23 protein-coding genes are annotated in these 23,549 nt (G+C 48.5%); 11 read left to right on the top strand and 12 right to left on the bottom strand.

What is annotated here, in order from left to right; translation table 11 throughout:
• Complete coding sequence (locus JSU04_13935; GenBank protein MBS1971404.1) at nt 1–1,977, top strand: hypothetical protein; 1,977 nt, start codon at nt 1–3, stop codon at nt 1,975–1,977.
• 55 nt (nt 1,978–2,032) lie between these two features.
• Complete coding sequence (locus tag JSU04_13930; GenBank protein MBS1971403.1) at nt 2,033–3,301, top strand: amidohydrolase family protein; 1,269 nt, start codon at nt 2,033–2,035, stop codon at nt 3,299–3,301.
• Between the two features lie 43 nt (nt 3,302–3,344).
• On the opposite strand, the gene JSU04_13925 is transcribed toward JSU04_13930, so the two are convergent.
• The 6 genes from JSU04_13925 to JSU04_13900 all read right to left on the bottom strand — a co-directional run bounded on the left by JSU04_13925 (nt 3,345) and on the right by JSU04_13900 (nt 6,514).
• Nucleotides 3,345–4,217 (bottom strand): hypothetical protein, encoded by an 873-nt coding sequence (locus tag JSU04_13925; protein MBS1971402.1) that lies wholly within the window; start codon nt 4,215–4,217, stop codon nt 3,345–3,347.
• A 5-nt stretch (nt 4,218–4,222) separates the two neighbouring features.
• On the bottom strand, nt 4,223–4,702 hold the full coding sequence (locus JSU04_13920) for a hypothetical protein (GenBank protein ID MBS1971401.1): 480 nt from the start codon (nt 4,700–4,702) through the stop codon (nt 4,223–4,225).
• A gap of 72 nt (nt 4,703–4,774) precedes the next feature.
• Nucleotides 4,775–5,512, bottom strand: a complete 738-nt coding sequence (locus tag JSU04_13915) for a hypothetical protein (GenBank protein ID MBS1971400.1) — start codon at nt 5,510–5,512, stop codon at nt 4,775–4,777.
• A gap of 2 nt (nt 5,513–5,514) precedes the next feature.
• On the bottom strand, nt 5,515–5,868 hold the full coding sequence (locus JSU04_13910; GenBank protein ID MBS1971399.1) for a hypothetical protein: 354 nt from the start codon (nt 5,866–5,868) through the stop codon (nt 5,515–5,517).
• Nucleotides 5,837–6,100: a hypothetical protein gene (locus JSU04_13905; protein ID MBS1971398.1), complete on the bottom strand. Its 264-nt coding sequence runs from the start codon at nt 6,098–6,100 to the stop codon at nt 5,837–5,839. The genes JSU04_13910 and JSU04_13905 overlap by 32 nt, the downstream gene beginning before the upstream one ends.
• 126 nt (nt 6,101–6,226) lie before the next feature.
• Nucleotides 6,227–6,514 carry a hypothetical protein gene (locus JSU04_13900; GenBank protein MBS1971397.1) on the bottom strand — a complete coding sequence of 96 codons (288 nt, stop codon included), beginning with the start codon at nt 6,512–6,514 and terminating at the stop codon, nt 6,227–6,229.
• 166 nt (nt 6,515–6,680) lie between these two features.
• Between JSU04_13900 and folD the strand changes: the two genes are divergently transcribed.
• From folD to JSU04_13865, 7 genes are all read left to right on the top strand, one after another.
• On the top strand, nt 6,681–7,544 hold the full coding sequence (gene folD, locus JSU04_13895; GenBank protein MBS1971396.1) for a bifunctional methylenetetrahydrofolate dehydrogenase/methenyltetrahydrofolate cyclohydrolase FolD: 864 nt from the start codon (nt 6,681–6,683) through the stop codon (nt 7,542–7,544).
• Nucleotides 7,545–7,556: 12 nt separating this feature from the next.
• Nucleotides 7,557–8,597 (top strand): aromatic ring-hydroxylating dioxygenase subunit alpha, encoded by a 1,041-nt coding sequence (locus JSU04_13890; GenBank protein ID MBS1971395.1) that lies wholly within the window; start codon nt 7,557–7,559, stop codon nt 8,595–8,597.
• The gene (locus JSU04_13885) at nt 8,585–9,658 is read left to right on the top strand and encodes an esterase-like activity of phytase family protein (GenBank protein ID MBS1971394.1); all 1,074 of its coding nucleotides are present in this window, start codon (nt 8,585–8,587) and stop codon (nt 9,656–9,658) included. Before JSU04_13890 ends, JSU04_13885 begins: the two co-directional genes overlap by 13 nt.
• On the top strand, nt 9,658–10,968 hold the full coding sequence (locus tag JSU04_13880; GenBank protein MBS1971393.1) for a class I SAM-dependent rRNA methyltransferase: 1,311 nt from the start codon (nt 9,658–9,660) through the stop codon (nt 10,966–10,968). The genes JSU04_13885 and JSU04_13880 overlap by 1 nt, the downstream gene beginning before the upstream one ends.
• A 118-nt stretch (nt 10,969–11,086) precedes the next feature.
• Nucleotides 11,087–11,461, top strand: coding sequence for a hypothetical protein (locus JSU04_13875; protein ID MBS1971392.1), 375 nt, complete (start codon nt 11,087–11,089; stop codon nt 11,459–11,461).
• The gene (locus tag JSU04_13870; GenBank protein MBS1971391.1) at nt 11,458–12,735 is read left to right on the top strand and encodes a response regulator; all 1,278 of its coding nucleotides are present in this window, start codon (nt 11,458–11,460) and stop codon (nt 12,733–12,735) included. The genes JSU04_13875 and JSU04_13870 overlap by 4 nt, the downstream gene beginning before the upstream one ends.
• Nucleotides 12,704–14,530 (top strand): DUF2723 domain-containing protein, encoded by a 1,827-nt coding sequence (locus JSU04_13865; protein ID MBS1971390.1) that lies wholly within the window; start codon nt 12,704–12,706, stop codon nt 14,528–14,530. Before JSU04_13870 ends, JSU04_13865 begins: the two co-directional genes overlap by 32 nt.
• A 71-nt stretch (nt 14,531–14,601) precedes the next feature.
• On the opposite strand, the gene JSU04_13860 is transcribed toward JSU04_13865, so the two are convergent.
• Nucleotides 14,602–14,904, bottom strand: coding sequence for a hypothetical protein (locus JSU04_13860; protein MBS1971389.1), 303 nt, complete (start codon nt 14,902–14,904; stop codon nt 14,602–14,604).
• 943 nt (nt 14,905–15,847) lie between these two features.
• Entirely contained in the window at nt 15,848–16,951 is a 1,104-nt protein-coding gene (locus JSU04_13855) for a hypothetical protein (protein MBS1971388.1), read from the bottom strand.
• 134 nt (nt 16,952–17,085) lie between these two features.
• Between JSU04_13855 and JSU04_13850 the strand changes: the two genes are divergently transcribed.
• Nucleotides 17,086–17,616 (top strand): SLBB domain-containing protein, encoded by a 531-nt coding sequence (locus JSU04_13850; GenBank protein ID MBS1971387.1) that lies wholly within the window; start codon nt 17,086–17,088, stop codon nt 17,614–17,616.
• Nucleotides 17,616–18,917: an O-antigen ligase family protein gene (locus JSU04_13845; protein MBS1971386.1), complete on the top strand. Its 1,302-nt coding sequence runs from the start codon at nt 17,616–17,618 to the stop codon at nt 18,915–18,917. Before JSU04_13850 ends, JSU04_13845 begins: the two co-directional genes overlap by 1 nt.
• On the opposite strand, the gene JSU04_13840 is transcribed toward JSU04_13845, so the two are convergent.
• From JSU04_13840 to JSU04_13825, 4 genes are all read right to left on the bottom strand, one after another.
• On the bottom strand, nt 18,914–19,414 hold the full coding sequence (locus tag JSU04_13840) for a hypothetical protein (GenBank protein MBS1971385.1): 501 nt from the start codon (nt 19,412–19,414) through the stop codon (nt 18,914–18,916). The genes JSU04_13845 and JSU04_13840 overlap by 4 nt on opposite strands.
• Nucleotides 19,411–19,926 carry a hypothetical protein gene (locus JSU04_13835; protein ID MBS1971384.1) on the bottom strand — a complete coding sequence of 172 codons (516 nt, stop codon included), beginning with the start codon at nt 19,924–19,926 and terminating at the stop codon, nt 19,411–19,413. Before JSU04_13835 ends, JSU04_13840 begins: the two co-directional genes overlap by 4 nt.
• A 54-nt stretch (nt 19,927–19,980) precedes the next feature.
• Entirely contained in the window at nt 19,981–20,496 is a 516-nt protein-coding gene (locus JSU04_13830) for a hypothetical protein (GenBank protein ID MBS1971383.1), read from the bottom strand.
• 83 nt (nt 20,497–20,579) lie between these two features.
• Nucleotides 20,580–23,516 (bottom strand): hypothetical protein, encoded by a 2,937-nt coding sequence (locus JSU04_13825; GenBank protein ID MBS1971382.1) that lies wholly within the window; start codon nt 23,514–23,516, stop codon nt 20,580–20,582.
• Between the last annotated feature and the right edge of the window lie 33 nt (nt 23,517–23,549).

The following is a 23,549-nucleotide window of genomic DNA, read 5'->3' as shown; positions in this document are numbered from 1 at the left end:
ATGAAATTCGGAAAGCGATTAGCGATACTTGCGGTGTCTTCCGTAACGTTATCTGCGATGTCTGCAAATGCTCAGATGTGGGGGACCGGGGTCATGATGGGTCAACAATCATGCCCATACAATGTCTCTGCAGGTGATGGTGCTTCCAGCTATCTCGATGAATACAATGAAGTAAAGAAAGCTAAGTCCGAAGAAGAAGCTAAGCTTCGCGAGATGAAGCGTAAACTTCGCAACCTTGAAAAGAACCTCGACAAAGCACGCGAAACGATCGAAGACACGATCAATTCGAAATACACTTCTGATATCACAGCTCATATCGACAACCTTCGTACTTGCGAAGAGTATGACACCGGTGAAATTACACCGACCAAAACTCGCACTCAGGTTGATGTAGACGGTCAAGATCTTCCGCCGGCAGAAGGCGGTGCTCAAAAGAGCCTGACGAAGTTGACAGGTTTCTCTCCGAATCAATGGAGAGCAGTTTGCCAACCAGGTAAAGGCGTTATCAATACAGCGGTTTGTACGACATCGGGTTATGCCTCTTCTGATCGCGGCAGATATTCTCCGAATGATTGTAAGAAAGCTTTGACCTCTTATCGCAAAGACACAGCTGACTATCAGAAGACACAAACTGATATCGAGCGTTCTGAACAACGTATTGCTAACTACAAAGATCAATTGCCAGAACTTATGCGTGATGCAAAACAACGTTACAAAGAAGACCGTCAAGCCGGTACTGAAGGTGATGTTTGTTTGACTTGTATCGCTGGCGGCAGCGGCTATCGTTCTGAAAGACAATCTCCAGACTGGGCGGGCGTTGCTGCGAACGTCGGTACTGGACTTCTTGCAATGTACATGGGTTACCAACAAAACAAAATGGTGGCTCAATACAACTCGGATCTTGGCTGGCCAACTCAGTCTTATCCGACTTGGGGTTACGGTCTTCCATTCTTAGCTAACGGTTTGTACGGAGCATTGGGTGGTGGTGTCGGCGGCGGCGCATTTGGTTGCGGCGGCGCTAACATGGGCGGCGGTATCTATGGTGGTATCGGCGGCGGCGGTGCCTTCGGCTATCCAAATGGCATGTTCGGTTCACCATATGGCGGCGGTATGTACGCCGGTGGTATGGGACCCTGGGGCATGGGCGGCATGGGTGGAATGGGCGGCTATCCAGGTATGGGTGGCATAATGATGAGCGGCGGTCTCATGATGAACGGAGGGATGATGAGTCCTTACGGCATGATGGCTGGTGGTATGATGAGCCCCTACGGCAACATGGGCATGATGGGTATGATGAGCCCTTATGGCATGATGGCGAGTGGTGGTATCGGTCTCATGGCTGGTGGCGGAATGATGAGTCCGTATGGAATGATGGCTGGTGGGATGATGAGTCCGTACGGCATGATGGCCGGCGGAATGATGAGCCCTTACGGTATGATGGCTAACGGTGGCATCGGTCTCATGGCTGGTGGCGGAATGATGAATCCATACGGCATGATGGGAATGATGGGCGGCGGTTACATGATGGGCAACATGATGAATGGTGGCCTCATGATGAACGGCGGTATGATGGGCATGATGGGTATGGGTACCATGATGGATGGCGGTTTGGGCTCAATGCAAATGCAGCAAGCCATGATGCAAATGCAACAGCAACAAATGCAGCTCTACATGCAGCAATACCAACAGCAAATGCAAAATCAGATGGCTCGTCAGCAAACAATGGCGGGATTGCAATCTGAGCTTTACAACTTGATGTACAGAATCCAACAAGTTCAATACGGTTACGGCTCTTACGGCACAAGCCTTGGAGTTGGTGGCAGTATCAGCATCGGTGGCGGATTCGGTACGATTGGTGGCACGGGCAATCCGAGCATTCCAATCCCAGCTCCGGGCAACGGTGTTAATACTGGAACCGGTGTCCTTCCGGCGACTGGAACGGGCGGCGGCGTCGTCATTCCAGCTGGCAGCCGATAGTTTACAAAATTAGTACTTAATAAAACGAAGCCCCTCTGCTAAAACAGAGGGGCTTATGCTTTTAAAGATCCCACGTCTTTATGACTCTCACGTTCATTGGCTTGGCACCGGACAGATTGCTGTCGGGCTGCAGCTCTTTGATTTGCAAAAGCCCGAGGACATTTCAGAGGTCTCGGTGAAGCCGGAATACTTCCGCGGCAAGTGGCTCGTCGGCTTTGGCTGGGATCACAATAAGTGGCCTGATAAAAAACTTCCGACCAAAGACATCCTCGATCGCGCTTTCCCAAATTTCCCTGTGATGCTTCAGCGCGCGGACGGGCATTGCTCTTGGCTGAACTCGATTGCATTAGATCAAATGGGTTTTGAGTGCGGTCACTCCGGAATTCTTCTCGAGGAAGAGCATTTCAAAGCGTACTACTCTTTGCCAAAGTTATCTGACCAGCAAATCCGTCAGTCACTTAAAAAAGGCTGTGAGATTTTCAATCGTGCAGGCTTCACCCATATTCGCGATATGACGTGCGATGAGCAGCAGTGGCGTGCCGCTTTGGAGCTTGATAAGGCTGGCGAGCTGACTCTTTACGTGCAAGAAAACTTTCTCTGCGAGCAGCCGAAAGACATCGATCGCGTTTTAGGATTGCTCGAGACCGCAAAGACGCAAGAGACACCTCATCTGAAAGCGTTGGGGATAAAAGTTTTCTTCGATGGCACTTTGGGTTCAGACACCGCCTGGCTTTCTCAATGCAACTGCGCTCATCATAAATTTTCGTGGACCTCGGATGATTTAGAAAATCTTTTTAAGAAAGCTTGGAGCAAAGGCTTTGAAATCGCTGTTCACACGATTGGCGACGAAGCCGCTCATCAAGTCGTGCTTGCGGCAAGAAAAGTCATGGCGACGAATCAGTACACGGGCTGGCTCAACCTCGAGCACGTTGAGGTCCTGCGACCAGAAACTGTTTTGATGATGAAGGCTCTCCACGTGCGCTGTCATATGCAGCCATGTCACTGGCTCAGTGATAAAGCGTGGCTCAAAGAAAAGCTCGGTGACCTTTACAAGCACGCCTTCCCATGGGGGACTTTGTCTCGCACGGGCATTCCGCTTTATTTTGGCAGTGATTCTCCAGTGGCGAAAACTTCTTTCTGGGATAATCAGCGCGCACTCACTGAAAGCGTGAAGGCAAAAATCCCGGCACTCAAAGGCGATATCGTCGATTACCATTCTTTTCCTGGAGCAACTCTCGGTGAGACATATACGGTCTTTGCTGAGCAAAAACTACAGGAACTTGTTTTTGATGGCCGGTCGTTGGCGTTCCAACCTGAAAAATAATCCAGCAAATGTGTAAGAAGTTTTCTGCCCGGGCAAAAAGCCACTAAGGCTTCGTGATCACCAACGTTTTATCTTTCAGTTGAGCGGCCGCGATGCCGGTCGCCACAACGCCGACGACCCAAAGCACAGCTTTGTGGTCTGAGGCCCAATCACCGAAGGTTTTCTCTTTGGGGATTCCCGGTTGGATGCAGGTGTTACTGAAATAAATCTGCGACTGAAGCTGGAGAGAAAAATCAAAATTAGGAGCCCGATAGTTTTGGCAGTCACCACTCACCCAGGGCTGTGGTGGCACCTTTTGCGTAGCTAGGTCCTTCGCACTCCCGATGAAGCGACGATCTTCATAGCGATCCGAGATTATTCTCCATTGATAAGAGCCGCTCACAAGCCGCGACGGCAATTGGCTTTTGGAAAATCCCTTGCCATCAATCACGATCAGACCATGAGCATCGACCTGCGCAAGAAGAGAAGCCGGCACTGCAACAGCCAGCGATGAGCAAAGGCTCGCAGGAACAGGTTTCTCGAGTAAACTCTCCAGGTCAGGTTCCAAAAGAAGATAACGGCAAAGTTCTTGAGTAACATGCAATTTTTCGGCAAGTAAAAGCAAGACCTCGCGATCCAACCGGTTCAATTCAATATTAAGCCGCACTCGTTCCCAGTCCGTAGCGAGCTGCTTCGAGGATTTTTCTTGAAGCGCGCGCTGAGAGAACTCGAGAACTTGGGGATGAGGCTCCTCTGCCGGTATCGCCAGTTTAGTTTCAACCCACTTGGCGTAAGTCAGTTGGTTCTTTTCTAGAGCGTAGTTTTGAAATTCTTCGGAGTTCGAACCCGGAGCTTGAAACAAGATCGCTTTTGCAGTCGAAGACACTGCGAAATTCAGAATAACCAGCACAGCTAATAAAGCATATCTCTGTAACATAAAACTTATTCTCCGTATTGAATCAAGAGGGGATTCTTCGTCGCTCGGACTTTGGAAACTTCCTTCGGATTTTTAAGAGCAGCGAAGAAAGGGCCTTCGTGCGTGACAATCTTTCCACTGTCTTCTTCGCGCACCAGAACGGCGAATTGCTGTGGATTTAGGGGCGCCCGCAAAAGTTTGACTGCCGATGCGATCTTAAATCCCTTTTTGCCTTTATCGCCAGAGACATAAAGATCGACAATCGAGAAATTTCCCGAAAGAGAAGACAGCGACTCTGCATTGCTAAGCTCTAAAGGAATCAGCAGGTGACCCGCAGGTATCATGGTGTCGACGGCATATCGCTCTTCACTCTGTGAATTTGCCACTTCACCCGGCACTGACGGAGTGGAGAACAAATTTAAAAGCAAGATCGCGACGCCTAAACCAGCGAAGGCAATCAGAAGGGCTTTATCGGTTTTTATATTTAATCTTTGCAGGAAGTTCATAATTTTTCATAACTCCGTTTTGTTTCTTCACGAAACTCATCAACACAATCAAAACGCCGGTGATAAAAATCATCACAAAGAGCCCTTCAATGAGAACTTGTCCTTTTTCAGACGGGCGATCCAATCGTCGCCGTCGGCATACAGAGAAACCGTGCATGATCTTTCAAAGCCTCCGTTAAAATTTAAAAATCTCCGCGCCCATCCGGTTGTCGCGAGCCGAAAACTCCAGTTCTGCTTCCAAGCCTGAGCCTCGGTAAAATCGGGCCGTAACAAATATGCAGGCGCGATCTCGGGAAAGTCCGGCATCACGGCCAGCTTCGCAAGACCTGTGCGCCCGGTTTGAAACCGGCTCTCGAGCCAAGAAGACAAACCCCGGTGATGCTGAAGCCATTCGCGCTGTAGCTCCCGAGGGAGTTCCGCGCCACCCGTTGCCAGCCACGCATCGGCGGTGTCGATCAGTGCTCTTTGGCGGATGTGCAGATCCTGCCGACGCATTTTCACGGACAGCAAGTAAGCTTCAGCGGCAGCGATGGCTCCGGGATTTCCGCTTTCGATGGCGGAAGCCAACGCTTTCTCGGCCCGGGCTTCTTCCGCGCGCAAGCTCAAAGCACGCGCATTCAGTTTTAGTAACTTCGTCAGATTCCGGCCCACTTTGTTTTGCACTTCGAGCTCTTTGGCGCGACAGACATTCAGCACAGCAAGATCACTCTTCAGGAAACCAAACGTACAAAACAGCGCAAGTCCCGCCGCTAAGATCAGCGGCAGCAAAGACAAAAGCAAAACAGTGGCAAATCCCTCTGAAGTTTTCATCGTCAGATCCGCAGTTCTTTTTTCAGCGTCAAAGTCCGCTTCATCGGCATTTGTAAAACCAAGCGCGCACGGCGAGAGCCGCCGAAACTCTGCCGGCTCTCAAGATCGAGAACTTTGGCGGCAAACAAAAACCTCTCGGCCCGCGCACGGAACTGCTTTTCGCAGCCGTGCTCGCCCTCGGTCGCCTGACAAGCGAGAAGTTCGTGCATCAGATAGTTCGCTCCGATATGAACGAAGCCAAAGTAAAGAACTCCCAGCAAAACTCCGAGAGCGGCCACTAGCGCCGAACTCAGCGCGAGCGTTTCAATCAAAGCCTGGCCGCGATTACTTCTTAGAGCTGCCGGAAGTCGCGCCATCGAGGAAGTTCCCTAAGTCTTTCTTGCTATACATTTTGGAATCGATTTTTTCGGCTTTGAGTTGATTGTCGTCGCCACTGCCAAGGGCCTTTGCCACATTGGCGAATTGCACGGAGACGTTTTTGCCAACCACGCGCACGATCGACAGAGTTCCCACCGCAACGATGGCAACGATAATGAGATATTCAATCAGGCTTTGACCTTTGCAATTTTTCAGACTTCTTTGAGACATGAGCCCTCCTGCACAGGCAGCAGAGCAAAATGGATTCCAGGGCGAGCGGCCATTTAAGCCGAGGACATAAAAAAAGGATCCGGGTTGCGGATCCTTTCGTCGGACTTTTGTTTTAAAAACAAAAAACTATTTCTTTTTAGCTTTGATAGTTTTTACGTTTTTTGCAGCAGCTTCAGCTTCTTTAGCGGCCGCTTTTGCTTCTTTCGCTGCAGACGCTTTTTTAGCTTTACGAGCGATAATGATTTGATCGAGAATCTCGTAAGATTCTTTTTGCAAATCATTCTCGAAAACGAAGCGGTAGAAACCTTCGATTTCAGGGCTTTGGCGGAACTTTTTCAGGGACGTAGGGATACTGTCAGATTGAACAAAGTCGATTGAACTTCCATCTTTAGAAAGCTTAACTTTTTCAGCCATTTTAAATTCCTCCGTGGTTTCAAGAATTTGTACAATAAACTACGGCGCTGTTGCGGTCAAGGCAGCACCCATGGCCGTTTGCAGAGCATTTAGTCGAGAATTTTTTTGTGATAAATCATTGAATTTCTTAATGAAATAGAACAAATTGAGACATCAAAGGTGGTACTTGATGATCCTCTTGGATGGAAAAAACGTCGCTGCTGTCCGCAGAGAGGCTTTAAAACCAAGAATTGAAAACTTTAAGAAAGCTACGGGCCGCGCTCCGCAGCTCTCGGTTGTTCTTGTCGGAGAAGATCCTGCGAGCCAGGTGTATGTGCGAAACAAACACCGCGCTTGTCAGAAGACAGGAATGGATTCGTCAATTCACACTTTGCCAGCCACTGCAACTCAGGATGATCTCAATCAATGGATCGAGAGATTGAATTTGGATCCCAAAGTCGACGGTATCCTAGTTCAGTTGCCACTCCCGAAACATCTTCAGCTCGAGCCGGTTCTTCGTAATATCATGGCCGAGAAAGATGCCGACGGTCTGACTTACGCAAATGCCGGTTACTTGGCTTCGGGGAAGCCGTTTGTGAAGCCCTGCACTCCGATGGGAATCATGAGCATTCTTGAGCATTACAAAATCAACGTCGAGGGCATGAACGCGGTTGTTGTCGGTCGTAGCCAGATCGTTGGTAAGCCGATGGCGATGCTTCTGAATGATGCCAATGCAACAGTCACTATCTGCCACTCAAAAACTCGTAATGTGCGCGAATACACTTCGCGTGCAGACATCGTCGTAGTTGCAGCGGGGCAGAAGCGTTTCTTGGGTCGCGAGGATTTCAAGCAAGGTTCTGTCGTCATTGACGTCGGCATGCACGGCACTGGCGGAGGAGAGCTCTGCGGTGATGTGCGCTTTGAAGAGCTGGCAGATGTCGTTTCAGCAATTACTCCGGTTCCGGGCGGCGTGGGCCCGATGACCATTACGTCTCTTTTAGAAAATACGGTGTTCCTCGCAGAGGTTCGTGCGGGCATTCGTCGCTCGTAGTGAGGGTTTTCAATGCAACAAACTTTTCTTCGTAACGTTTGGTACGTGGCTCTTCCGAGCAGCGAATTAAAAACAAACAAAATGCAATCGCGCGTGATCTTAGGTGATCCAATTGTTTTCTTCCGCGATTCGCAAAACAAGGTCTCTGGGATTCGTGATATCTGTCCTCATCGTGGAATTCCGCTGAGCTATGGCCGAGTCGTTAAAGATCAAGTCGAGTGTCCCTACCACGGCTGGAAATTCAACGGCGAAGGCACTTGCACGGAGATTCCGTCTTTGTGCGAAGGTCAGGATTTGGATTGCACCAAGATTAAGGTCCGCCATTATCCGGTGAAAGAGCAACAAGGTCTTATCTGGGTCTTCGTTGGCGACAAGAACTTCGATATCTCAAAAGCTCCAGAGCCTCCATACATGAAGGGCCTGCCAGCGGATGTACAGCCTAAGATTCTTGAGAAGTGTATTTTCCCATGCCACATTGATCACGCGGTGATCGGTTTAATGGATCCAGCGCATGGGCCCTATGTTCACAAGAGCTGGTTCTGGCGTTCAGAAAAAACTATGTATGAAAAACGCAAAAAGTTTGCGCCGGTGGATCATGGCTTCCAGATGGTGCGCCATCAGCCATCTTCGAACTCCAAGGCTTATAAAATTCTCGGTGGTGTGCCGACGACGGAAATCACGTTCAGTCTTCCATGTGTACGGGTTGAACACGTTCAGGTCGGTGAGCGCAATTTCTACTCTTACACGGCTTTGACTCCGGTGAATGAGAAAGAAACTGTGATTCATCAGATGGCTTATTGGGATATCCCGTGGCTGAGCTTCATTAAGCCGGCGATTCATAGATTCACGAAGGTTTTCTTGCACCAGGATATGGATGCGGTTTCCAAGCAACAAGACGGCCTAAGGTATGATCCTAGCCTGATGTTAATCAAAGATGCGGACTCTCAGGCCAAGTGGTACTATGCTTTAAAAACGGAATGGGAAAAGCATCTTGAAGAAAAGCGCGAGTTCCACAATCCGGTGAAAGAGACCGAACTGAGATGGCGAAGCTAATTTTAGGATTTCTGTTATTTGTTTCGACTTTGGCGAATGCCAAGAGTCTCCAAGTGGAACTCTATGCTCAATCGAGCCTTGCGCCGAAATTGACCCTCGATAGCGAATCTGTCGGCGGCCTATCGGGCATGTTTTGGGACGGCAGCAAGCTCACTGCCGTCAGCGATGACCGCGGCAAGTTTGGCACTCCTCGTTTTTACGAACTCGATATGAAAATCACCTCAGGCAAAGTGGATTTTAATGTCACTAAGGTTCAACATCTGAAAGATACGCCAAGCGACTGGATTCTAGATGATGAAGCCATCGTCAGTCTGCCAGGCGGCGACCTAGTTATCAGCACAGAAGGTGACAACGATAAGAAGCCGCGTGCGATGCCTCACATCTTTGTGACGTCTGCAACGGGCGTTTACAAATCTGATATTCCGTTGCCTGATAAATTTTTGCCGGAGTCTACGGGTCTTCAGAAAAAAGGGATCGAAAACAACCGTGGCTTTGAGGGTATGACGGCAAATCCCAGCGGGCAGACTCTTTACATCATGAATGAGTATCCTATCATTGCCGATCAGGGCGATGACGATATGAACTACTGGCTACGAATGGTCGAGTTCAAAAAAGACAAGGATAACTTCAAAGTGTCAGCAGAGTATCCTTACATGGTGACTCGCATGCCGAATAGCCCGGTGGGCGTTGAGGTCTTCCGAGGTATTTCTGAGATTCTTTATGTCAGTGACGGTCAGTTTATTGTGCTTGAGCGTGGCGCGCGTCTGACGAAGACGGGAATTGCCTATACCGGCGGCCTTTACTTGGCAGAAACTTCAGGCGTGAAAGATGTTTCTAGCGTCAAGAGTCTCGCGGATGGTAAATCTACGGCAATGAAAAAAACCAAGCTCCTTGATTTTGAAGAGCTGTTTAAAAACCAGAAATTAGAAAACTTTGAAGCTCTTGCCTGGGGTCCTGCTTTGCCAGACGGACGAAAGAGCTTGCTGGTCATGAGCGATAATAATTTTTCCGCTAAAGAGAAGACCACATTGTTGGTGTTTGCAGTTAAAGAGGTTGAGTAATGGTGATCTGGAAGTTGCGCCAAGGCGCTGACAAGCGTATTCGTGGCGGCCATCCTTGGGTTTTCTCAAATGAACTTTCGAGCAGCCCTAAAGGAATCGGTCTGGGCTCATTTGTTGAGCTCCAGGATTGTAAAGGCGGATTTCTTGCGCGCGGCTATGGGAACCCACACTCTTTGATTTCATTTCGTGCCGTCAGCTTCAATGCCGAAGAACGTGAACCATTGGCATTTCCCTCACTGATTAAGAAACTCACACAAGCTTGGCAAGTTCGCAAGAACGCCGGTTTCCGTGGCAGTTTCCGTATGTGCTTTGGCGAAGCCGATTTCCTCCCGGGATTGGTCTTGGACTATTACTTGGTTGAGCAAAACGGTAAAAAAGGCCAAGTGTTTGCAGCTCAGCTTGTGACGGCGGGTTTAGATAAAGCCCTACAAGATGCGGAAGGCTTCTTTAAGCTTCTGGTTGAAGAGGCACAGAAGCAGAATCTGACGACACTGGGCTGGAATGAAACCGCTGTGGTTTTGCGAAACGATGTAAATGTTCGCAAACTTGAAGGCATGGAAGTTCAAGATCCAAAAACTATTAAACAGATTCCGGAGATTGATCTGACGAAAGTGGATATTCTTTTGAATTCCGCAAGTGATGAGGGCGTGATTCGCATGCAGTGCGATCTCGCTGAAGGGCAGAAGACCGGCTTCTTCCTCGATCAGACGCAAAATATTTTCCAAGCAGTTCAGCTTTTTAAAAACTGGGCGGCATCTCATCCTGAATTAAAAGCAAAGCCGATTCGTATTTTGGATCTTTGCTGCTACGTCGGCCACTGGGCAACACAGATCACGCGTGCGTTGAAGAGTCAGGGTTTTGATGTGGAAGTTCACCTTGGTGACGTCTCTGAGTCTGCATTGGCATTTGCCAAGCTGAATGCAGAACGTGAAGGCGCACAAGTCACAGCTCATAAAGTGGATGTTTTAGAAGGTCTTGATAAATTTGAAAGTCGCAGCTTTGATATCATTATCGCGGATCCGCCGGCGTTTATTAAAGCCAAGAAGGACATCCCAACAGGACGTCATGCATACTTAAAATTGAACACCCAAGCCTTCCGTATGATTAAAGCTCAGCGTTTTGTGGTGTCGTGCTCTTGCTCTGGACTTCTCGAGGAAGAGGATTTCAAAGAGGCCATCCGTAAGGCGATTCAACGCAATAACTGGCAGGCTCGCAATCTCACTCGTGGTGGGCACGCGGCGGACCATCCGACGATCTTGCAGTTCCCTGAAGGCTTCTATCTGAAGATGTTCACCCACTTTGTGGAATAACGAGCGTTCGAACACTCGGATACAGACCTTATCGATCTCTCACTATTGTCCAGAACTCCGTTTGAGTCTTGGAAGGCCAGCGTCTCCTGGGGTTTAATGATAGTGAGAGGTTCCGATCATGGCTTCAAATAGAAATTATTTTGAAATTCATTTTCTTGAGAACTTAACGACCGAACTTCCGTTATTAAAACAGATGACGGAAGCCGTTGAGGTCGACCACCGTCACGTAAGCTTCGAGGCACCACAAAAGACCTGCGCGGTCGGCCAACTCGTTAATCTCGAGGGCATTCTTTGTTTTCAAAACCAACGCCAAAGGTTCGTTGCAACCGGCCGGATCGCCGCTGTGATTGAACTCAGTGATCAGCTTTGCATGTACAGCATTGAATTACACCGTTATGACTTTAATCTTTGGGGCGACTTCCGCCGTGCGATGGAGCAAAATCAACGCGCCGTCGACCTTCTTTTTAGATCCATGCGGGAAATCGAGTTATGAATAGTCTTTCGGCATTAGTGGTGGATCATTCCACTTCGTATACTCATGGCATTGCCTCGAGCTTAAAATCTCTTGGCTGTACTGAAGAGAATATATATATCGCAAAAAAATACGAAGAAGCCCGCGATATTATCAACGCCAAGAAGCCTGACATTCTTATCACAGAGTCTTCACTCAATGGACGTCAAGGGCTTGAACTTGTGAGTCTTATGAACGCTCAGAGCGCGAATAAGATTTCAGTGATAGTTTCCCATAGCAATTCAAGCACGGCGATCGCAGAGGCCGCCGAAGAACTCGTCGACGACTATATTGTAAAGCCGTTTCAAGGCGGACAGCTTTCAGACCGTCTTCGCAGCATCATTGCCCGTAAAGTAAATCCCAGTGAGTACATCAAATCTATCCGTAACGGAAAGCAGCTTTTGATCGAGGGAAAAACTCAAGAAGCCGAAGCCCAATTTCATTTCGCAATGAGTTTAGAAAAGAAGCCGACACTCGCGCACTACTATTTGGGGTATGCGAAGTTTATTCAAAACAATTACGTGCCGGCTGTGGATGAGTTCCGTAAGGGTCTTGACTTGCAACCGTTGCATTTTAAATGCCTGACTGGGAACTTCGATGCCTTTTTTGAGCAGAAGTCCTATGCCGCCGCTTATCGTTTGGCACCGATGATTCTCGAGAATTATCCGATTGGTCCGAAACGCCTCGGCAACCTATTTATCTCTGCGGTTTTCGCCGGTCACTTGGAAGAAATTCCTAAGTTTTATGGACGCTTCTTGAGCTTGGATAACGTGACTCCCGAACTTCGTAAAGTATTCTCAGCGGCCCTCTTAGCTGCGGGACGTTTTCATATCAATCGTGATGAAGTCGACAAAGCGGCGGAGTGTTTTGATATGGGCATTCAGGTTGTGGGCCCGGATGTTGAATACATTGACAAAGCTATTCGCGCCCTCCTTAATACTAAAGAGAAGGGGCCACAGCACGCAGCGAAACTGTTGCAGCGTTTTCCGAATGGAAAAATCGGCGGCAAAGAGCATTGTGCTTTGGTTTTCTTAACGGCCGTCCGGTCTCAACACAAGCCTCAGGCCATTGAGTTGGGTCGAAAGCTCGTTGTGAATGGTTATGCGGACGCTGAATGCTATCAAGCCCTCGTGCAGTTGCTGGTGGATGATAAGAAGATCACGCTGGCGGAAGATGTTGTAGCCAAAGCCGTACGTCAGTATCCGAATTTACGAAAGACTTTATATGACATACTTGAAAAAGGCGGGCAGCCTTAACCAGCAGTTCTTAGTCAGCCAAATAGTCTTTCTTCTCTTTACCCTCGTCAGTTTTTACCTCAGACACGAGGGTCTGTCTTTTTTTGACGCCAGCGATTTTGCCACCGCCATCCAAGGCTGGGGAATCCCGCACGCTCCGGGATATCCGCTGTATGTTCTTTTGGGTAAGTTCTTCTTTATTTTTACTCAGAACCCGTTTGATGCCCAGTTTTGGGTGAATATTCTCGCGGCGTGGACTGCCTGCTTCTTTTTATTTAAAACATTTGCGGCGAATAAAAATGCAGCTCTCGTGGCGGTTCTGGTTTTTCTCGCCCAGGGCTTGCTTCAGCAATATATTCTGATTCCTGAAGTATTCACTTTGAACCTGACTTTGGTTGCGGCGCTGATTTATTTCCATCAATGTTTTGATGAAAAGCGTGAGCTTAAATATGTTTTCATGATCGGTTTGATGTACGGTTTGGGACTGTGCCACCATCATTTGATGGCCTTGATGGTTCCGGCATCTGCGTTTTTGTTGATTCGCGGCTTTATGAAAACCAGCTGGGGTAAAGGCTGTTCTTTGTTTGTTGGCGGTTTTGTTCTCGCTCTTTTGCCGATGGCCTATTATTTCATCGCGACGTCGCATGATCCGGCTTACACGTACTATTCTGTAAATACTTTGCAGGATTTGCTGTTCGTGGTTTTGCGCAAAGGCTATGGAACTTTCAAGATGACAGGGACTGCTGAAGGAGTTCCAGCCTGGGAAATTTTTAGAATTATCGTTGAAGGAACTTTTAAAAGCACTTATGCGGTAGGCGTGCTGGGTGGTTTGGCGGCGATTCCTTTTTTCTGGCGTGCACGCAGGCCAGTGTCTGCCACGGCGGTTTTATCGGTTGTTACGCTGGTAATTTTTGTGGCAGCCTTTTGTATAATGGCGAATTTTCCGGTGGATAGTCTTGAGGGTAAAAACGCCTTCGTTCGTTATCTGACTTTTCCGGGCTTTCTGCTGATTTATCCGCTGATTTTCGGCGTGGAAAAGCTCAGTCAGAAGTACAACGCGAAAGTTTACGCCGTCGCGGCTGTCATTGCGCTGGTTGCGGGGAGTTATTCACTGGCCCGATTGAATTATCGCCACTACTCGACGATGGATTTTCAGATCGCGCAAACTTACCGCGTGATTGAGCGTGCAATGGGGCCTCAGCTGGATACTGAAGTGAACCCGCAAATCAACCGCTGTCTTGTGTTTGGCTTGTCGGATCCATTTCATTTCGGCGGTAGATATTACAATGAGTTCCAAACAAACTATCGCTGTTACTTCTTCAGCATTGCAACGGTGATCACCGGTCAGTTCCAAGGTAAGTCTGAATTGCGTTTAGTGCAGCACTTGCTTGAGCCTTCGTATACGTTTACCGGTAAAACGCGTGAAACGATCATGCTGGATATTTTCGCCCGTGCGCTCACGAAAGGTTATCGAATTTTCGTGATGTATCCCGGGGATTTAAACATTTTCAATATGCCTGACATGCAGGTCACACCGATTGGCAGCAGCCTGGAATTAAAGCTCCCAGCATCGCGAGTGCCTTTGGACTTCATTGCGCGTGAGCATCGATTGTATTTGGATAGTTTAAAAGTTCTTCTTGATGAAGTGGAGCAAGCGCCGATTCAGCCTCGTCCGGTTTCTGTCGCGTCTATTCAAGCGCCGTTTATGAATCTCGAAGTTTATGAAAAGCTTCTCAAGTTCACGCCGGAACTCAAAGCGGAGCAAGATCAAATCCATGCCCGTGCAGAAAAGTTTCTGTCTCATCTCGCTGAATAATATAAAAAGGGCAGAGTCGGTGGCGACTCCGCCCGGTCATTGCAATCAACCTTATGCTGATTGCTTTCAAATTAGCATCGCCAAAGACGATTTGCTAATTTGGCTTCGTGGTGATGCGGATTGAATTCGTGAAATTCTTGCGGTTTAAAGCCTGGAGCTACTTTGCGAACCAAAACTGGTCCATTCAAAATAAAGGCGCCGAAGGCGAGCATTCCTCTGACCATGACGTAGATCAGATACGCGAGGAAGCTTGTTACTAAACCGGCCTTTTTCACGCTTTCAACAGACACATCACTGGAAGTCTGAACGAGTTTCAGTAATACCTTGTGGTTCTGAAATTCCCATTCTCTTTTCTTGCGTAATAACGCTTCCATAGCTTCCTCCTCGGACATAGCAATGCCCGAATGTGATAATGCTCGCCGAAGCGCTTTATGGCCGATAAAGCAAACTCCAGACGAGAGTTGAATTAAAATCCAAGACAACAACTGCCTTGAAAGTTTTATTTAAGTATTAAAATGTGGCTGAACTAATAGAGATAAAAAACCTAACGTACGACTAGAGAGGCCACGTGCGGTTGAAGTTGATTCATCCCGGACTCTGCAGTCATGCTGTAAATTTTTGTAATCATCATCGTAGCCTCCTTTCAATAGAGTGATTTCAAGTTCTCACACTCTGATGTGATTTGTAAACAGAAATAAATATCTTTTTTTTGAAATCCTATCGACAGCCTAGTTCCGAAGTGGAACTAAAACCCGCTCTCAGAGGGGATTTCGAGCGGTGAGTGTGTGATTTGTCTTCGTTCTCCCAGTGAGGGGAACAGCGACGGCCATCCGTCCTTGAGAACGGGGCCAGACGGCCATCGTGGCCGTCTGGGTATGAAGGCCGAATTCAAGTACTTGATTTGAAATTTTTGGTGGCGTTGATTTTTAATTTGTTCAGTCTTTGAACTCTCTAGTTAGAGATTGTAGTGCGATCACGTGATCGTGTTACGCCATTTGCAGAAAGCATACCTCTGATGAAATGGTATATTATACGAGTGAGTCGTCTATAAGACGACCGGGTCGTATAATAGACGATTCGCAGGGAAGGTCCTTGGTATGAATACAAAAAATTAGATCGAAGGAAGTTCCAAAAATACAGAAACCTGACGGCCTGGATGGCCGGCAGGAAGCGGAGCTCGAGGCAGAAGCCTCGATTCACATGGATGGAGAAGCGCCGGCGGCAGCTAGTAAAGAAGGGCGGAGCCAGTAAATCTCTGCGCAAAAAAAAAGCCCCGGTTCATCACCAGGGCTCCTTGCTTCTAACTTTAATCCGTAATTACTGCGGCGTCTGTGTCGGAGGCGCCTGCTGCATTTGCTGGGCTTGTTGTTGCAACTGCGCCTGAGCCTGCTGCACAGCCTGTGCTTGAGCCGCAACCTGCGCTTGCTGCTGTTGCAAGCCTGCGGCTTGCAAAGCTTGTGTCTGCTGATGGTAGTAGTTCAGCTTGTTCACGTAGTCTTTCAAAGTCATGTTCTCTTGGGTCAGAACATTCACTTGTGCCAGAGCCTTTTGCAAGTGGCTGTAGTAGTCAGCAGCTTCGCTGTGTTTTTTATCCAAAGCGAGTTTCATTTCTACGATCTTTGTTTCGGCAACCGCCATCAAGTTTTTCAGAACATCGCTTTGTTGAACCGCTGAAGATTCGACTTCGTTGAATGAAGTAGAGATTTTTTCGATGTCCATGCTGAGGTTCGCGATCTGAAGATCCTTTTCGTCCATCATGCCGTTGAGCTCTTCGATGGAAGCCAGCATCTCCGCTTTTTCTTTATTCAGTTCGGCGATTTGGTTTTGCAGGCTTTGCTCTGTTTCAACCCAAGTTTGTTGTTCTCTTTGCATCGCGCTTTTGGCTTTAGCCATTTCCATGGCCATTTCACCTTTGAGTGCTTGCGAGAGTTCCAGCTCACGTTGCAGAACGCGATTCTTTTCGATGAGCGAGTTAGAGAATTTTTTATCCTCTGTTTGGATCGCCATAGAGCGAGCTTTCAAACCTTGGATCTCAAGTTGCAGTTGCAAGCAGAGTTCCAGAGATTTTGCGAGGTCCGCACTGAGTTTGGAATTCGTCATACGCTCATGGTTCAGCTGCTCAGTGATCTGACGAAGCTGTCCCGTGATCTCGTTTTGCGAAAAATTCACATTTTCAAGACTTTTAATCTTCTCAATCATCTCGTTATTGTTGCCCTGCATATCAGTTCTGAATTTCTTCAACTGATCTTGCATTCGCTCCAATCTCTGCTGTTGAGACGGCGCCTCTTCGGCTGTAGTGCCATCCTGATAGCGCTGGCTGAGCTCATTGAGTTTGTTACTGATTTCGTCGAATAATTTTTCGTGTTCTGGTACTGGACTCGTCATAGGTATAAGGCTAAACGGAGGGCCAGATTCCGTCACCTAAATCTTCACTTCTCGGCGAAGGTCCGGGCCATTATATTTGTATCCCAACAGGTCTAGGAAAGAGCAACGGGGAGGGTTTTACCGTGAATACGCCGAGTAATATAATTGCGAAGAAGCTGTTGAAATTCCTGATGGTTTTCTTAACTTTTTGGACGTCTCTTGCATCAGCGGCACCGACGGCAGACTTGGGCGCGATTGGTGATATTAAAACGCCAGCGCAAGCCTCAGAATACATGTATCGTTCTTCGCCGAAAGAGTCCTTGATCTCAGTCCAGTTGCTTGGAGCTGTCCAAAAGCCTGGTGTCTACTATGTGCCGAGTAACACGGATCTATTAAAGGTACTGACTCTTGCAGGCGGCAGTACGAATGGTGGCGACATCTCTGAGGTCATGGTTCGCAAACAAGAACCTGAAAAATGGGCCGGCATTCACTCCAAGGCCGTGGACGAGCATCGTGGAACTTACGAGGTCGATGTGCAAGAGCTCATCAAACAAGGCGGCGGTGACAGCTTGAAAATGAGCCATGAAGATTTGATTTACGTTCCGCCAAGAGAAATGCTCGTCAGCCCTGAAGCCAGCAAAGCGATCACGTTGGTTTCTGTGGTCATGAGTATTGCACTGACGGGTCTGCTAATTAGTAAATACAGCAACGAAAAACAGTAATGGCTTTCTGGGCACTGGCATTACTCTTTCTAGTGTTCGTCTCGAAACTGTCGCTGACATGGATGGGGATTCCCTCGCAGGTCTCGGTCATCATCTTTCAGCACGGTTTGCATCCGTATATGAACGTTATTCTGAGTTTTTTGCTGGGACTGCCGCTAGTTTTCTACACTCTTCATCATCATGATCGTTTGAATAAGCTCGGCAAAGTCTATCGCACGCTTGTCATTGTGCTGCTCTTGACGTTGTTCTTGGAGACACTTCTGCAATTTATCTTTATGGATAATCATAAAGGTCTCTATGGATGGGCGGCGCTGGCGTCCACGTATTGGATCATCGTTTTGTTCGGAGTTTTTTTGCCCGCGATGCTGGATCCAAAGAAAGCGGTGCGGTTTCTCAGTTTCTGGTCAGTGATTTTCGTTATTCTCTCGTTGGGACTGCTTGCAGTGCGCCCGGATCTGACTTTCAAAGGCGGCCGCTTTATCGGCATCTTTAAGCACATTCCATATATGGTGACGTGCGCGACCGTCGGAACTGTCTTTCCGCTGGCGTGTTTGCAGCAGACAAAAAGACCTTGGGTGCGAGCGCTTTGGATTGTCGGCATTCTTTTGAGTGTTGTAGCGTTGATTCTTACAGGCACGCGTTCAGCGCTGGCTGCGGTGATGATGGCGTGGGTGCTGTGGCTCTTGCGAGTTCCGACGAAGCACGCAGGCTTTCGCTTCTTTAAGTTTTCAGCGGCCCTGATTATGACAGTCACGTTGGTTCTTTTCGGCGCACAGATGGCGGAATACGCGAGCGATATTGCCACTGGCAAAAAAGGCCTCGTCGATCGTGAAGCCCAAGATGGCGTCGCCAGCCGCATGGAAGAAGTCGAACGCGGTTGGGAGTACTTCGAAACCAGCCCGTGGATCGGGCAGGGTTTGCTGTCGAAATTCTCGGGCAAAGACGATCTCAATGTTGAAAGCTACAACTCATTCAAAGACCCGCACAATATCTTTGCCTCTGCGGGCGTGGTCGGTGGTTGGCCCTTTATAGTTTGGACGGGAATTTTTCTGCTCTTGCTGGTGGTGATGGCAGTCAAGGTTCTGATGTCCGAGAACTCGGTCCTGCATATCTTCGGGATCTACGCGATGGTGCAGATTCCGATTCTAATTATCTATCACTGGCATTTATCGCTCGGTGGAATGGCCGATCGGTTTTACTGGTTGGTGTTCGGCTACTTGGCTTTACATATTCACCAGACAAAGCGTCCTCAGCCTCAGCCCGAAGCTTTTACGAAGCAGGCCGAGGCGACGACTCACTAGCGAAGGCTATCCCAGAACTTGCGGATGTTTTCTTGAACGTCGGGAGTCGATTTCTTCGCAAGGTTAAATTCAATCGCGTAGGGTTTGGCGTTTAAGAAGCCGATGATGATTCGGTGTTCAGGAACCGTGCTCTTTGCTTCAGGATCATCTGCCTGAGCCTCGCAAGTATTACCCGTGTGCGATTTATAGATTTTGATGTTCTTCACTTTTAAAGTTATTTTATCAAGCGGCCCATAGACTTGCTTGAGATAGTCTTTGCAAAGCGCCTCATTCATCGAAATTTTGCCGTTATCCTTAAAAGCATAAAGATCGACGAGGCTCAGATCCTGAGTTTTCTCGTCTACGCGGCCGATGGTGCCGATGTAAGCGTCCGTTTTAAAAGTGTCCAAAAGCTTATTGTCAGCTTTAGAAATAAACTTGATCTCTTCTTTGGATTGAACCGGAGAGGTCGCTGCAAAAGACAGGCTGAGAAGTGTGCTGATCACGAAAGTCATCATTGAGCACCTCCATTATTGTTAAAGTCACTGGATCCGCTTGATGAAGATGAAGAGCCGGAGCTTGTGCCATTGAGAATGGCCATCGCTTTGTTGTATTCGGCAGGTTTGCGGGTCATCTCGTAACCTTTAATAGTGACAGTCGCATCCGGAGGATTGTCGTTGATGACTTTCACTTTGAATTCTTTGCCGTTATCGAGCTCAATCTTTAGCTCACCGTCGTCTTTGTTATAACAAAGCTGAGTGGCATAGCCTTTTTCTTGCTTGATCCCGAAGATCGGAATTTTGTACTTCGCTTCACCGGCAATTTTATCCGGCGCCACCGTCACACTGAGATAGGCCACCGGAGTTTGTGAGCGGGCGAAGTGGATTTCTGTTTGTGACTGAAAAAATCGGGGAAAGGAGTCTTTCAACAGAGCTAAGTCTTTGCCGTTTTTAGCACAGATATCAGCGGCAGAAGCACTATTGATAAAACCCAGGCCAACAAAGATAGAAATACAAAGCTTTGATGTCATCTTAGCTCTATTGTCCGCGAGCTGCGGACATTTTGTAAGTCCAGGACTATGAAACTATTTTGAGCTTTCGCGGATGAACTGAGTGAGGTAGTGACGAACCATGTACTCGAGCTTCACAGTCTGTCCACGATAAGTCCAGATGAGCTCTTCGAAGGCCGCCCATTTTGCTTCAACGATATTTTCATCCATGACGTTCGCGTTCGCAGCCGGAGTGTTCTCTGCTGCTCCCGGAGTAGGGATGTAATTTGTGCCGATGAAATTGAATCGAACACTGATCTGACCTGGGGCTTTCAATGAGAAAATCATCTTATAGCCATTACGGAAGAGCATGAAGTCTGCGTGAGTCTTTGCGATCCCGTAAATTTTGATGCGGCCGAGAGCTGAAGGTTTCAGCTCATTAAAATTGGTAGCAGCATCCACGAACTCGGTTTTGAGGTTCATGAGGAATTGGATACTTTCTGTCACGAGAACGCGCTCTGGGTCGAAACCAAAGCTCATGTCTACGAGGCCAGACTCCTCCATTTGTTGTTCAGCTTTCACAAGTTCTTTAATCCAGCTGATTTTCTCCATGCACCCCTCCAGGTATTTCCAGTGTTTTCGACGACCTGGATCATTGTCAAGGGGTCCTTGTGGAGAGCCGACAACATGCAGCGCTAAAAGCCTCCGAATTGGATGGCAAGGCCCGCTGTTGGATTTGGCGCGTACTTTTTGTTAGCACCTTGGTAGACACCAAAAACAAAGTTCAGCGGGAATTCGTAGCCAATCGTCGTTTCCAAATGCCCTTCAAGGCCATAGCTCGTGAAAATATCATGCGCCGTCACCGCATTGGCCGTGTAAGTGCCGTCAACGATCTCATAAGCAAACCCGTCGGTTGAAATGGCATCCATCGTGACCGCTGCATACAGACGGCGGGCAAAGAACGCCCAGGTTCCCTTGCCTTTGTACATGTCCCAAATCGGCAGGCGGTACTCGAGACTCGCATTGTACATATTGCGGCCAATGAATTGACCGGTCGAGTAACCACGTGCCAGGAACTTCGACATCAAATCCGAACCATCGAAATCCATCGAGTCCGACTGAGTTCCGTAAATCGCAGCAATTTTTTCAGGCGTGTAAAGCACGCTCGCGCGGGCCATTATGGAGTGCAATTTCGGCAGCCATTTTGAGAAATAATAAACGCCGCCGGTTTGGAACTGCGAATGGTTCATCAGGTCTTTGCCCGCGATGTAATCCACCGCCATCAGATAAGCGCCGCCACCTTCTTGCGGAGCAAACTGTTCCCCGCCTTGAGTAAAGTTTTTGTAGATCAATGAGCCGAAAGGCCCCGTGCGCTTTGTGGTCGGGCTGCTGACCACGGTTCTTTCAAGGTAACGCCAGCCAAGCCCTAGAGTGAGCTTGTCACTAAAGCGCCAGATATCCGGCAGAGCAGAGACCTGTGCCAAAGTATCTTTCACAAGATTTTCGCGCTCAACGAGGTATGAATGAGTTTGCGCGCCCGTGACTTGAACTGGCAGGTTCGTGGTGTTGTTCAAATAGCTCACCGACCAGTCAAAGGCTTTGAGGTAAGTATTCCAGTCGACAAGCACATCATAAGAATGGCGATGAAGTGGATCAAAACCGGAGGTCTGCGCCTGAATGACAATGCCGCCTTCAGGGGAAGTCCAAAGATATGGAATCCAGTAGCGTGGCCACATATAGCCCCAAGGGCTGTAATCGCTGACTTCGTATTTTGTTTCATCGGTGGCCGGAGTTTCCGCCGGCGCCAAAGTCTTCTGGTAGCGTTTTGCAAAAAGCCCGTCGATTTTTGGCAGCTCTGCCGGAGTTTTCTTCCAGTTATCAGCTGCGATCATAACAACCATCGGGCCTACAGACGACATATAAGTGGCATAGAGATTATCTGTCTGTGGATCAAGTGCTGATGAGCTCACCATTGTGCCTACGTGAGTTACTGGCTTTGCCGCAGTCATCTCGGCGTTGGCGAGATAGAGATTATGCACACCGTTGTTAGAGGCCGTGAACATCAAACCATTTTTCGTCACACTCGGAAAGCGCGCTTGCGTAAACGATGTCAAAACTTGCGCGGTGGTTTTGTCTTTGAGTGAGTACGTCCAAAGACCTTCTTCACCTTGGCTGTTACGAAGCGCGAAGATAATCGTGTCCGCGTTTAAGTAAGTTGGCGAAGAGATGCGCTCTTGCATGGCTGCGCTCAAGAGGATCTCGGCTTTCTCGGTCGCCAGATCGTAAACGGCAAGACGGGTGCGTCCGCCTTCGAGACGGACGAAGACGACTTTGCTATCGTCAGGAGCCATCGAAGGTTCGCGGCCACGCAGGCCTGTCGTCAGACGTTTGCTTTTACCGGTGTCGAGATCATAAGTGTAGAGTTCCGAGTAGCGCTCAATGCGGTTAAAGTAGCGAAGCTGGTCGTAAATCAATTTCGGTGTCTTGTGGAACCACGCGATCTTTTGAATGCTGCCAGAAGGCGGGCCGTCGTTATTGTCTTTCGGGGCGAGAGGTTCTTCTTCTTTTTTGATTTCAACCTGCAGTTTCTTGGAGATCACTTTTGTGTCTGGGTCGCGAATGAAAATATCAATCACACGATCGGCTTTGTAGTCGACAGTAATCAGTGCCAAGTACTTGCCGTCGTCGCTGATGGCCGGTGCAGAAGAGTATTTTGCTTTCAGAGGGAGGCTATGGATCTCAGTCGTTGGCGTGACTCGCAAAGCTTTCAGCTGATCTTGGGCCATCGTGTTCGTCGTGCTGAGAGCTTTATTATAGAAACCTTCGTAGTCCAGCTTTAGTAAATCTTTGGCCGGAGTTTCAATAAAGAACGGGATGCGCGAAGAGTGGCGCATGTTGAGGTTGTTCATGACCTCTTTGCCGTTTTCATCCACGGCTTGGCTCCAGAAAATCGAGCCGAACATATAAGGACGCATGCCTTCAGGCCAGGAAGGGATGTACTCGTTGATTTGGGCAACATCGTAAGCTTGTAAGCTGCCATCATCCGCCATCGCGCGAATCACGGCATCTTGATACAGAGACTTCAGACGACCGCCCTTAGGTTCGAGCATGGACTCGACTTGAACAGCGAGGCCTTCTTTCCACCAATTTGGCAAAAGAATATTCGGCGATGCAATGCTGCCGAGGACTCCGCGCAGAACACGGAAAACTCCCGTCGCAGGTTCAAACGTCAGGATGTGCGTGTACTCGTGCGCAAGCAGTTCTAGAGACCAATCGCCGGACTCACTCAAGCTTTCTTGCGGGCCCGGTAGAACCGGATAGGTCATGATGTGTGGATAAGGAATGCGAGTCGCATAACCATTCGTCACATCCGTTTTGTCATTGATGATCACGAGAGTTTTTTCAGGCTGGACGGCGAAAATGGGAGAGAGGACGTTGTACGCACGTTCTAATTGACGGGCGTATAGATCTCCCAGCTCTTGCTGCTCGGCATTATAAATAACTTCAAAGTGTGGAGTGGTGATTTTCTTAAACTTCCAATCTGGAGGAACTTCAAGAGCCAAGCTAGGAGCGGAAAAGAATGACGATGTGACGAGGACTGCCGCAAAAAATAACAGATTTTTCAATTTCATGGGCCCAGTATCACCGCATGGCAACGCAACATC

Source organism: Bdellovibrionales bacterium, from assembly GCA_018266295.1.
GTDB lineage: Bacteria > Bdellovibrionota > Bdellovibrionia > Bdellovibrionales > Bdellovibrionaceae > JACMRP01.
The sequence above is the reverse complement of the archived record's forward strand: the minus strand, read 5'-3'. Positions and strand labels throughout refer to the sequence as shown.